The following is a 12,951-nucleotide window of genomic DNA, read 5'->3' as shown; positions in this document are numbered from 1 at the left end:
GATCAGAATCCAGATTGAAAATTGAATATGTATCGTATCATCTTACCATAGCCATTTTGATTATAGTTATAGAATGAATTAAAACAAAAAACGATAGATGGTTACAAAGGAGTTGTTCATGACTTCAGCGAATCAAAACGACAAGAATTCTTTTCCAATATCTAATAACGTTGCGTGCTTAGTGGTCTATTACATAGTTCGTGTTATTTTAATAAAAAGTTATCTTGATTTTGAGGAAGTCGGTTTCCTTTTGCGTTGGGGCGGGGGAATTTTTCTAGCGCCTTTGCCTTTGATAAGTGAGGTTGTTTCCTTTTGGGGACTCCTTAACTATTGGCAAATTGGATGGACTTTATCGGCTTTATTAATAGCCAGTACGATCTTTTTGGTGATAAGAAAGAACAAAATTATAGAATATTTATATTTAATTCTTTTTATACTGTTTTTTTGTTTTTGTTTTTATAAATCCATTCCTCCTTCACCTGCAGTGGTTGAGCAAGAATTTGATCAACAAGTTAGTGAGATAGGTCGGTTCAGAGCAGAAGCAAAAATTGAAAAACTAAGGAAAAGATATGAGATAGCAATGAAAAGAGCTATAATCTATCAAGGGTTAACTACTTTTTTCAATGAAAAGCCTAACGAAAAACCTGCCGATGATGAAAAACTATCCAATGCTTATGACGAATTGATAGCTGAAGACAAAGCTAAAAAGGAAGCCACCCAAAAGGATGCTGACTATGGTGCATGGCTGAGATCATTCAGCGATGAACTTGGGGACCTTAACCGCAGTGAATTGAAAATTTCCATATTTATAATGAATGACGAAGGGGTAGAAGGAACCGCAGGTTTTGTATACCCAGATCCGAATGATAAAAATTCCAAAATATTCCTGGTAGCTTCTTCTACAAACACATCCCGGTTTTCCACCTGTACGATTGCCAGTTATTTGATTAATAACCTTGAGAAAAACACTGTCGTTTTGGAGAATTGCCCTGATTTAACAGTAAAGACATCGGACAACTCCTTGATAATAGATGGAAATGATTGTGGCAACTGTGGGATGGGTGCTGAAATTACTGGTTCCTACCAATTTGTTACCAACTATATTTTTCATAATAGATCCTGATTAAAAAAACTACTGATCCAACAACAATCAAGATGACATTATAAGTTCATTCCTCCCCGGACCAACATCCGGGGAGGATTTTCTTTAAAAAAATATGGACACAATTGGACACAATTTAACAAAACAGATTTTATCCGGGCAATTCTTCCTAATTTAGCAGGTCTTTTTCATCAACAGATATCAGTTGTTGGCAGTGGTGACAGACCATATTCAGGCGGGTAACATTACCTTTAAACAAAAATTTTCCACAGTGAGGGCACCGGTATTCTCTCAGGTCAGGAGCACTTTCCAACGGTGGAATGATTGGGTCTGGTGTATTTGAATTTTGCATTCTCTCTCGCTAAAATCATTTTGTCGGACTGTATCAGTATACCATGCTTCCAAGGAACGCGAAATCATTTGTTATTTTTGGATAACTCCGATATAGGCCCAAGATACAAGGATCTGATTATCGCAAAAATTGTTAAAATGCTAAATCCTGTATAGTGGGATTGAACTGTGTCTGCGCTACGGTGTTAATGAAGGATAAGTCGTTGCGATCAATGTCTTTTGGGTCTATGATTTTCATCAAAAATCCATGTAGCGCCAAAATATAAAATATTCTAAATCATTAATCAGGTGTCGATATGAAATTTAGATCCAAGATTTTTAATAATAGTCCGGGGTTTGAAACCCTTCATTTGACGATTTCGTTTTTGGCATAGTCTTTAGTGAAAGATTTGAAGTGTTTTGCCAGGGTGCGCTGTCATGCTCTCCGTTTAAGCAATCAGGGGTACTGCTGCCGTATTATATACCATACGCCGTGAACCTTCTGTCTCATCTATGTATTCTTTCGGTTTGTTAAAGGTAAAAGGCCATCTAAAATATTTTATGTGTTATATTGTTCGTTCTGATGAGCAGGCTTGTGCAGAGGGGATTTCAGATAATAAATCAGAGTTGAATCAGAAATAACTGAAATTCTTCTGAATTGACTATATTTAGTTGATTTCATTGTTGTTAAACGATAATGAGGTGATGGTAATAATGTTTTGTTGATGAAGGAAAAATTTGAATGGCAATAAAGAAATCTGAATTATATAGCTCGCTTTGGGCAAGTTGTGATGAACTCCGTGGAGGAATGGATGCCAGCCAGTATAAAGATTACGTCCTGTTCATGCTGTTTGTAAAATATATCAGTGATAAGTATGCAGGTCAGCCGTTTGCACCCATTACGATTCCTTATGGGGCAAGTTTTGCGGATATGGTGGCATTGAAAGGTAAACCCACCATAGGCGATGATATTAATAAAAGGATAGTGGCCCCTCTGGCTAATGCCAATAAATTGTCCCGGACGGCACTTCCTGATTTCGATGATTCAGAAAAATTGGGCAGTGCTAAGGAAAAGGTCGAACGGCTCACTAATCTGGTGGCAATTTTCGAAAATAAGGCATTAGACTTCAGCAAAAATCGTGCTGAAAATGATGATATCCTGGGCGACGCTTACGAATATCTGATGCGCCATTTTGCAACAGAGTCTGGGAAAAGCAAAGGTCAGTTCTATACCCCGTCAGAAGTCAGTCGTGTTATGGCTAAAATTATCGGGATCGATAAAGCTGACACATCAGGTACTACAACCGTTTATGACCCTACTTGCGGTTCAGGATCTCTTTTGCTGAAAGTCGCTGATGAAGCGAAAACGTCAGTAACCCTTTACGGCCAGGAGAAAGATAATGCCACAAGTGCCCTGGCCCATATGAATATGATCTTGCACAACAATCCAACAGCAGAAATTAAACAAGGCAACACACTTTCAAACCCTCGTTTTCCAGAAGATGAAGGTGTAATGAAACAGTTTGATTTTGTCGTTGCCAATCCTCCTTTCAGTGATAAACGCTGGGGAAATGGAGTTGATACAGAAAAAGATCCTTATAACCGCTTTGATGGATTTGGTGTGCCACCCAGTAAAAATGGTGACTATGCTTACCTGTTACACATTATCCGAAGTTTGAAGAGCCAGGGCAAAGGTGCGTGTATCCTGCCTCATGGCGTATTATTCAGGGGGAATGCTGAAGCAGTTATACGAGAGTCTCTGGTCAAAAAAGGGTATATTAAAGGAATCATAGGTCTTCCTGCTAACCTTTTTTATGGGACTGGTATCCCTGCCTGTATTATTTTAGTAGACAAAGAAGCCGCCGGTTCTCGAAAAGGCATTTTTATGGTTGATGCCAGCAAAGGCTTTATCAAGGATGGTAATAAAAACCGATTACGGGAAATGGATCTTCACAGAATTGTCGATGTGTTCAACCATCAGGCCCAGCATCATGGCTACAGTAAAATGGTGAGCTTTGCGGAAATCGAAAAGAATGAGTTCAATCTCAATATCCCCCGCTATATTGACAGTTCCAAATCTGAAGATATTCAGGATATAGAAGCCCATTTATTGGGTGATATCCCAAAAACAGATATTGATGCTTTAAAAAATTATTGGGTAGTTTTCCCTCAATTAAAAAATGCTCTTTTCACCCAGGCGAAGCGATCAAATAAATATCTGACCCTGCAAGTGGAGCAAAACCTTATAAAACAAACGATATTTGAGCATGATGAATTCATCCGCTACACTGAATTGATAAATGAGGTCTTTGAAGGGTGGCGGATCAAAACTCAAGCTACGTTAAAAGAGCTAACACATGGCTTCAATCCCAAGAAATTGATTCATACCATATCAGAAAACCTGCTGTCTGCCTACTGTGCACACCCCCTAATAGACAAGTACGATGTATATCAGTATTTGATGAACTACTGGTTCAACATTATGCAGGATGATTGCTACTTGATTGCTGCTCCCATTGACTTCGGTGGCGGGTGGCAGGCCTCAACGTACCGAATACTGGTGAAAAATAATAAGGGTAATGAAGTTGATAAAGGCTGGACCTGCGATCTTATCCCCAAATATTTGGTTATCAACCGCTATTTTGCTCAAGAACAGCAGGTAATAGATGAGCTTAAAGATGAACTCGAAAATTTTCAAGGTAAATTGACCGAACTGGAAGAGGAACACAGTAGTGAAGACGGCCCTTTGAATGGTGTGGGCAACAAGTCAGAAGCAACGATGTCCTTACAAGAATATATTGATTTGGCCTGGGAAGCGTTAGATCCTACAAGTTCATCAGCATATAAAACCCTTAACAAAAGCTTGATTCGGGAAATAGAACATCTGGCCGACCTGGCAGAAAAGGACGGTATTTCATCCCTGAAAAATGCCAAAGGAAATGTCACATTAACAGCTGTAAAAAACCGGTTGAAAAAGGCCTTTGACGAAGAAAAGCCTCTTTTAAACAACTATCTTGAATGCGATAAAGCCATTAAAGACAGTAAGAAAAAAATAATAAAGCTACAGCAGAAAGCATTGGAGCAAATTGATAAAGCACTCACTAAACACAGCGACGGTGAATTCCTGGCTGAAATAAGAGTACTCAAACAGTACCTGAGCCTATTTGAAGATATTGCTGCTCTCAAAAAACAGATCAAAGAAAAAGAGGCTGAGCTGGATGAAACCCTGTTAGCTTTTTACCCAACACTCACTGAAGAGCAAATCAAACAATTGGTGGTGGACGATAAGTGGTTGGGAACCATTGAAAAAGATATTCATTCTGAACTCGATCGAATTAGTCAGCGACTGACATCCAGGATTAAAGACCTGGCAGAACGTTATGAGATGCCATTGCCTGAACAGACTCAAAGAGTTAGCATGCTGGAAGATGCTGTAGCAGTTCATTTGAAAAAGATGGGGTTCCTATGGAGCTAATAGATGGTTACAAACAGACTGAGGTGGGTGTGATTCCCGATGATTGGGATGTATGTGAATTACAGGACGCTGTCGAATTTTTAGATAGTCAGCGTCGGCCTATAAAATCTTCAGAGCGAGCAAAAATGAAGGGAGAATACCCCTATTATGGAGCATCTGGAATTGTTGATTTTGTTAACAGCTATATTTTCGATGAGGAATTAATTTTACTTGGTGAAGATGGAGAAAATATTTTAAGCCGCACTCTTCCTTTAGCGTTTAAAGTGAGTGGTAAAATTTGGGTAAACAATCACGCACATGTATTAAGGCCAAATACTAATTTTGATATCAAATATTTGACAGAGTTTTTAGAAAGTCGGGATTATACTTTGCTAAACTCTGGTACAGCTCAACCAAAATTAAATAAGCAGGCTTGTAGTGGTTTAAAAATAGCTAGACCATCTAAAAAGGAACAATCCACAATCGCAAAGGCCTTAAGCGATGCCGATGCGCTGATATCCCAACTTGAAAAACTCATCATAAAAAAACGTCTTATCAAACAAGGGGCAATGCAAAAGCTACTCGATCCTTTTGATGAAAATGAAAAACTGAAAAACGGATGGGTTGAAAAACGTTTGGGCGATACTGCTGTTCTAAAAGCAAGAATCGGCTGGCAGGGTTTAACCACAGCCGAATATAAAACATCAGGGGATTATTGTCTGATCACCGGTACTGAATTTAAGGATGGGTTTATTGATTGGGACAAATGTTTTTTTGTGGAATACGAGAGATACAAACAGGATAGAAATATCCAGGTTAAACAGTTCGATGTGCTGGTAACAAAAGATGGAACAATTGGGAAAGTAGCGTTTATTCGTGATGTGCCAAAACTTGCAACGTTGAATAGTGGTGTTTTCGTTATAAGGCCCATTGATGATGCTTTTGACCCTGAATTTTTCTTTTACGTGCTCAAGTCAAATATATTTTCAGAGTTTTTGGCTCAATTGAGTGCAGGATCAACCATTAACCACCTATATCAAAAAGACTTTGTTCATTTTAAGTATTATGTGCCTTCAGATAACCAGGTTCAAAAAGAACTGGCAAAAATATTTTCTGATATGGATAAAGATATTGATCACTTAACAATCAAACTTTCCAAAATCAAACAACTTAAACAAGGTATGATGCAGTCTCTCCTAACCGGAAAAATTCGTTTAGTTGAAAAACAAAGGTCGAAGCCATGAGCATTCAGATAGATCAAGTTCGTATCGCAAATTTTAGAGGCATATCAAATATAGAACTGGTTCTGCCGAGAGTGACGCTGTTGATAGGTCAAAACAATTCCGGCAAGACATCAGTGATTAAGGCACTTCAACTGGCCCTTGGTGATTATGGCCGTTTCTTATCTGATGAGGATTTCCACATTAACAGTGATGAAAAACGGCAGAATAAAATTCTTGTGGATCTGCGATTTATTTCTATTGATGACCAAGGTATACGGGAGCAGGAATTTTCTGAAGAGTGGCAACAGGAATTCGGTGACAAGATTCAGCAGGAAGCGGATGGGTATCAATTTGTTGCGTTGAGGGCAATGGCGACCCCAGATAAAATAAAGGGAGGATATCTTCTTGAAAGGTTTTCTCTGGATTACTGGCCTGAATTTAATAACTGGCAAAATGAAAGCCCGAAGAAGAAAAACAAGCTGAAGGGCCGAATTGAATCGGTCCCCTTTATTTCTATAGATGCTCAACGGGATATACATAATGAGTTGAAAGAAAAATCGTCTTTTATTGGCAGGGTATTATCAAGCGTTGAATACGATGAGAAAGATGTAACCGTACTGGAAAAAATGGTGGCCGATGTTAATAAGGAAGCCATCGATAAAAGTGAGCCGTTAAAGAAACTCAAACAGCATTTAGACTATCTCAACCAATCCTTTGAAGGCTCCGGACAAACAGAACTAACTCCCTTCCCCAAAAAAATACGGGATCTGTCTAAGCGATTTAGTGTAAATTTTGGAGAATCAGAGAAAAGCTCATTTTCAATGGAATATCATGGAATGGGTACACGAAGTTGGGCCTCAATGCTTACTGTAAAAGCATTCACTGAATTAATGGCTAAAAACCATGAAGAAGAAGCTCAACCGTTTTTCCCGATTATGGCTGCTGAAGAACCGGAAGCGCATTTACATCCTAATGCCCAGCGGACATTATACAGACAGCTGATAGATTCATCCGGCCAAATAATTATCAGCACCCATTCACCTTACTTGGCTGGACTGGCTGAAATTCATGAAATCAGTGTGCTCAGTAAAGCAGGAAATGAGGTTCAGGCAAACAGGTTGAGGGAAACATTTGAAAATGATGATTTGCGCAAAATTCAAAGAGAGGTTGTACATTCCAGGGGAGAACTTTTGTTTGCAAAGGCGATTGTTCTTTCTGAAGGTGAAACTGAAGAGCAGGCACTTCCAGCGTTGTTTCAGGCATTCACTGGCTGTTCCCCTTTCTCCATAGGAGTTAATTTTGTAGGTGTGAATGGGTCAGGCGCAAAATATCGTCCCTTCCTGATATTTGGAAAGGATTTAAATATCCCCGTGTTTATATTCAGCGATGGAGAAGAAAAAATAGTCGAACAGCTTAAAAAGAATTACGAGAAGGTTTTCGGTGAAACAGATATACATTCATCAGAGCAAGTTACCATTCTGGATGGGACCGATTTTGAAGGCTACCTTTTAGCCAATGGATATAAAGACATTATTGAGCAGACAATAGATGAAATAAATGGTGCAGGATATATTGATTCTCAGATATCAAAGAAAGACGGCACACCTTTGAAGTCAAAAAAGACTGACAAACCGCCTTGTGAGACCTGTAACCAGCCTATATTTGAATCTGAATTGAGAGATTACAGCGGAGATGAAGGTAGGAAAAGAGCAATTTCTGAGATCTTAGACTCACAGAAACCGATGTATGCAAAAGCACTGACTGATAAATTTGTTAAACTTGATAAAGAGAAACTGCCTCCAAAAATCATTGAATTTATTAAAAAAATAATAGCGGGAGTCTGATATGAGATTGTCCAAAGCCCAGGAAGATATAGTTCGGTCACCAATTGATAAGGCTATTCAGGTATTGGCCTCAGCAGGGTCCGGTAAAACAAGAGTTTTAACTGAACGGGTTCGATATATTCTCAGTTCAACAAAAAAAAATGGGATTATTGCTCTAACCTTTACAAATAAGGCTGCAGAAGAAATGCAAACAAGGTTAGAAGACTCCGATGAAGTCGAAGACCGTGCCTGGATTGCCACGATACACTCAGTAGCGCAGCGAATTCTTGAAAAGTACGGACATACTATCGGACTTCCCTCCGAGTTGCATATTTATGACAGAGATCAGGACAGGATGGAGGTGTTTCTTCAATCTCTTCGAGAAGATGGTGTCGATATAGACGAGTATCTCAATATAAAAAATCAAAGGGAGCAAAAAAATAGAGAACGAAATCTCCAAAATTATATGGATGGTTTTTCACTGATTAAACGAGAGCTATTAACATCTGATGGTATAGAAGAAAAGTTCCCGGACAACGAAGGCCTGTGGAAAATCTATGAGGATTATCAGCAGGCATTGATTAATAGCGGTGGAATTGATTATGACGACATTTTGGTTTACGCTCATAAGATTTTATTGACACATGATTGGATAGCAAAAATATATCGTGCACAGTATAAACATGTATGTGTTGATGAAGCCCAAGATTTAAATAAAGCACAATATGAGTTTATTAGGGTTCTTTGCGGTGATGCCATTAAAAGTGTTCTGATGGTTGGAGATCCCAATCAGATGATTTATGGATTTAATGGTTCCTCTACGCAATATCTTTGTAATGATTTTCTTTCAGACTTTTCTCCTATTCAGTTTTCACTGAAAGAAAATTATAGAAGTACGAAAGCCGTTATCCGTACTGCCAACAAACTGAAACCACATTCACAAAAAGAGCATGAATATGCTTTAGAAGGATTTATTAAAATAGAGTCCTTTGATAATGAACAGTCGGAAGCTAACTGGATCGTTTCAACCATAAATGATCTTCTTAAACTGAAAAATCACGATGATATTGAAAATGAAATTTCCCTGGTAAAAATGGTGGTTATCGCCAGAACTCGCTTCGTGTTTTCTTCCCTTGAAAAAGAACTTGAATCGGCAGGGATTCCATACACTATCAGAAAAGGCGAGCGACAGGCAGAACCAAATTCTTTTTTTGGTAAAATCCTTGATTATGGGATTAGGTTAAGACTGAACCCAAAAGATTGGGTAGATGGGAAAAAGCTCTGTTCTTTGCTTAAAATCGATGCACCTCTGTCATGGGGAAATGACGATTTACTGACTGTATGGGCAGAAAAGGTCAAGGGGGGGGCATTACCGAACGCCTTTTTATTTTCAGACCTTTTAAAGCATATTGATCAGTTGGAATTGTCAAACCCCAATATGCCTAAGCTTGTCCGAGATTTTAAGAAAAAGCTTAATGATTTAGCGAGCGGTTCTTTAGCTGATGGTGTAAATAATGATGAATTTTTAGAAGAAATCAAACTCAGCTTAGATGAACTTAATGAATTTTCCACTTGCTGGACCAAATTTAAACGAAAAGGGCTGGGGGAGTCCCTATCGACGTTCAGAAACGCAATGGCCTTAGGACAGCTAACGGAACAATCTGTTGAAAATGGATTAACCCTGAGTACAGTTCACACCATGAAAGGATTGGAAAAAGATATCGTTTTTTTAATGGGTATGTGTGAAGGAGTGTTCCCTGATTACAGAGCTAATTCTAAGAAAAAAATCAGTGAGGAGCGAAATAATGCTTTTGTAGCTGTGACAAGGGCAAAAAGGTGGCTTTATATATCTTACCCAAAACAAAGAATGATGCCATGGGGGGATTTGAGGTTTCAGCAAAAATCAAGATTTATAGAGGAAATTGAGAAATGAGCGGAGCCATCAATAAACCAGAACGTGCCACCCAAGATCGGGTGATTAAATTATTTCAGAATACGCTGGATTACAAATATCTGGGTAACTATAAGGATCAAGATGGCAACAGTAATATTGAAGAAGGGTTGCTCAGAAAGTTCTTAATGGACCAGTCTTTCAGTACTGAACAGATTAATAGAGTTGTCTATGAATTGACCAATGCTGCAAATAATCACGGGCAGAGCCTTTATCAGAACAATAAGACGGTTTACGAGTTTTTACGCTTTGGAGTGCCGGTTAAAGTCGAGGCAGGAGTGCCAACAGAAACCATTCAGATAATTAACTGGCAGGAACCTCTAAAAAACGATTTTTATATTGCGGAAGAAGTTACTATTCATGGAGAAAAAGAGAAACGTCCCGATATCGTCCTCTATGTAAACGGTATTGCAGTAGCTGTATTGGAACTCAAAAACAGCCGTAAGGATTTGTCTGAAGGCATTCGTCAGAATATTACAAATCAGCAGGAAACATTTATTGAACAATTTTTTACAACCATACAATTTATATTCGCAGGAAACGATACTCAGGGGCTTCGATACGGTACTATCAAAACCGGTGAAAAGTATTATTTGAGTTGGAAAGAAGATGAAGCGGACAATGAAGGGTACAAACTTGACAAGTATCTAATTAAGATGTGTTGCAAAGAACGTTTGATCGAGTTGATGTTTGATTTTGTTGTGTTTGACGGTGGAATCAAGAAACTCCCCCGTGTCCACCAGTACTTCGGTGTTAAGGCCGCACAAAGGCATATCCAAAAAAGAGAGGGTGGTATTATCTGGCACACCCAGGGCAGTGGAAAAAGTATCACCATGGTCATATTGGCTAAATGGATTCTTGAAAACAACCCTAATGCCAGAGTGCTGGTGATAACAGATCGAGATGAGCTGGATAAACAGATAGAAAGGGTTTTCAAGGAATCGGGAGAGTCTATTTACAGGACCAGAAGTGGACGGGATCTAATGACCCAGTTGGGGGAAGCCAAACCCCGGCTATTGTGTTCTCTTGTTCACAAATTTGGCCCCAAAGATACCGGCCTAAAAAGCAAAAAACAGTTTGAAGCGTTCATCAGACAGCTTGAAAATTCCCCCAGTCATGCAGTCGGTGAATTGTTTGTATTTGTTGATGAATGTCACAGAACCCAGAGCGGCAAACTACACAAAGTGATGAAAGCAATACTTCCCGGGGCGTTGTTCATCGGTTTTACCGGGACTCCACTGCTTAAAAGGGATAAAGCAACCAGTCTGGAGGTATTTGGAAAGTATATCCATACATATAAGTTTAATGAAGCCGTGAATGATGGTGTTGTTCTGGATCTGGTCTACGAGGCCAGAGATATTGATCAACGTCTTAGTTCCCAGACAAAAATTGATGAGTGGTTTGAAGCAAAAACAAAGGGGTTGAATGAATTCCAGCAGGCAGAATTGAAGAAAAAATGGGGGACAATGCAACGTGTGTTAAGCTCGCGTTCCAGAATGAACAATGTTGCAGCCGACATTATCTTTGATTTCAGTGTCAAACCTCGGTTAAATTCCCAATCCGGTAATGCTATTCTGGTTGCATCCAGTATATATGAAGCCTGCCGGTACTTTGAAATTTTTCAAGATACCGAGTTCAAAGGGAAATGTGCCGTTGTAACATCATATAATCCTCAAACAAAAGATATCACAACCGAAGATACAGGAGCCAATACAGAAACCGACAAGGAATATATTTATAAAATATATAATGATTTATTGTCAGATATTAGTCCGAGACCTGGTATGAGCAAAACAGAGACTTATGAAGAAAAGGTCAAACAGAAGTTTACCGATGAACCGGCTAATATGAAGTTGTTGATAGTTGTGGATAAGCTGCTAACCGGTTTTGATGCTCCAAGTTGCACATACCTGTATATTGACAAATCCATGCAGGATCATGGTTTGTTTCAGGCAATTTGTCGTGTCAACCGTTTGGATGGAGATGATAAAGAGTTCGGCTATATTATTGATTATATGGATTTGTTTAAGAAGGTCGAAAATGCAGTGGCTGTCTACACAAGCGAGCTTGATTATGATGAGTTTAATGCTGAAGATTGTGATGTCCTTTTAAAGGATCGCTTGGAAGCAGGCCGGGAAAAACTTGATACCGCGCTTGAGGAATTGGAGTTGTTGTGTGAACCGGTTGAACCACCAAAAGGTGATTTGGAGCATATTCATTATTTTTGCGGTAATACGGAGGTTCCTGAAGAGATTAAGGTCAGGGAAATTGTCAGAAATACCCTGTACAAAATGACGATAGCATTTGTCAGAGCCTATGCCAATATTGCAGATGAAATGGCAGAAGCAGGATATAGCGAGTCGAGTATTGAACATATCAAAAAACGCATGGATCATTTCCTTAAGTTGCGTGATATCATTAAAAATGCCAGTGGCGAAACCATTGATTTAAAAGCATATGAAGCGGATATGCGACACCTGATCGACAATTATATTCAGGCTGACGATTCGAAGGTAATTTCACCATTTGGCGATATGTCGCTGATTGATGTTATTGTTAAAAGCGGAATTAGTGAGGCGATTAATAGTCTGCCTGGCGGTATAAAGAAAAATCGAGACGCTGTGGCAGAGACAATTGAGAATAACGTTCGAAGCAAAATCATTAAAGACCATCTGCTTGACCCTGCTTATTTCGATGCAATGTCAAAATTGCTGGATGAAATTATCAAACAGCGCAAACAAAATGCCATTGATTATGAAGTATATCTTAAAAAAGTCGCAGCATTGGCCCAAAAGGTGGCCGAAGGCAAGGAGGAGAATACTCCGGATAGCTTAGATACTCCGGCAAAACGTGCTCTATGGAATAATCTTAATAGAAATGAGACTCTTGCGAATCAAGTTGATGCTGCTGTCTTGGTTAGCAGGAGTGATGGTTGGCGGGGTAATCCTGCAAAAGAAAATTTGATAAAACAGGCAATTTATAAAGTTTTAGATGACGTCGATGAGTCCAACAGAGTGGATGAAGCAATAAGAGTTTTTAATATCGTAAAACAGCAGCAAAGTTATTAA

The 12,951-nt window shown here is 39.1% G+C and carries 6 protein-coding genes; all 6 read left to right on the top strand.

Translation table 11 applies throughout. The features are described from left to right. The first annotated feature begins 118 nt into the window (after window positions 1-118). The 6 genes from B147_RS0101255 (at window position 119) to B147_RS0101225 (ending at window position 12,951) form a co-directional block, all read left to right on the top strand. Complete coding sequence (locus tag B147_RS0101255) at window positions 119-1,123, top strand: hypothetical protein (protein WP_020585445.1); 1,005 nt, start codon at window positions 119-121, stop codon at window positions 1,121-1,123. A gap of 1,051 nt (window positions 1,124-2,174) precedes the next feature. Next, window positions 2,175-4,907 carry a type I restriction-modification system subunit M gene (locus B147_RS0101245; RefSeq protein WP_020585443.1) on the top strand — a complete coding sequence of 911 codons (2,733 nt, stop codon included), beginning with the start codon at window positions 2,175-2,177 and terminating at the stop codon, window positions 4,905-4,907. Further along, on the top strand, window positions 4,898-6,130 hold the full coding sequence (locus B147_RS0101240; RefSeq protein WP_020585442.1) for a restriction endonuclease subunit S: 1,233 nt from the start codon (window positions 4,898-4,900) through the stop codon (window positions 6,128-6,130). The genes B147_RS0101245 and B147_RS0101240 overlap by 10 nt, the downstream gene beginning before the upstream one ends. Continuing rightward, window positions 6,127-7,953, top strand: coding sequence for an ATP-dependent nuclease (locus B147_RS0101235; protein WP_020585441.1), 1,827 nt, complete (start codon window positions 6,127-6,129; stop codon window positions 7,951-7,953). Before B147_RS0101240 ends, B147_RS0101235 begins: the two co-directional genes overlap by 4 nt. A 1-nt stretch (window position 7,954) precedes the next feature. Beyond that, a complete protein-coding gene (locus tag B147_RS0101230) occupies window positions 7,955-9,865 on the top strand; it encodes an ATP-dependent helicase (protein ID WP_020585440.1) in 1,911 nt (636 codons plus the stop codon). Then, a complete protein-coding gene (locus tag B147_RS0101225; protein WP_020585439.1) occupies window positions 9,862-12,951 on the top strand; it encodes a type I restriction endonuclease subunit R in 3,090 nt (1,029 codons plus the stop codon). The genes B147_RS0101230 and B147_RS0101225 overlap by 4 nt, the downstream gene beginning before the upstream one ends.

It is taken from the genome of Desulfobacter curvatus DSM 3379 (genome assembly GCF_000373985.1).
Classification (GTDB): domain Bacteria; phylum Desulfobacterota; class Desulfobacteria; order Desulfobacterales; family Desulfobacteraceae; genus Desulfobacter; species Desulfobacter curvatus.
The sequence above is the reverse complement of the archived record's forward strand: the minus strand, read 5'-3'. Positions and strand labels throughout refer to the sequence as shown.

What these genes read in the sequence shown, in the direction of transcription:
- B147_RS0101230 (WP_020585440.1), top strand. Translation starts at nt 7,955, where the DNA reads ATGAGATTGTCCAAAGCCCAGGAAGATATAGTTCGGTCACCAATTGAT.
- B147_RS0101255 (WP_020585445.1), top strand. Translation starts at nt 119, where the DNA reads ATGACTTCAGCGAATCAAAACGACAAGAATTCTTTTCCAATATCTAAT.
- B147_RS0101225 (WP_020585439.1), top strand. Translation starts at nt 9,862, where the DNA reads ATGAGCGGAGCCATCAATAAACCAGAACGTGCCACCCAAGATCGGGTG.
- B147_RS0101240 (WP_020585442.1), top strand. Translation starts at nt 4,898, where the DNA reads ATGGAGCTAATAGATGGTTACAAACAGACTGAGGTGGGTGTGATTCCC.
- B147_RS0101245 (WP_020585443.1), top strand. Translation starts at nt 2,175, where the DNA reads ATGGCAATAAAGAAATCTGAATTATATAGCTCGCTTTGGGCAAGTTGT.
- B147_RS0101235 (WP_020585441.1), top strand. Translation starts at nt 6,127, where the DNA reads ATGAGCATTCAGATAGATCAAGTTCGTATCGCAAATTTTAGAGGCATA.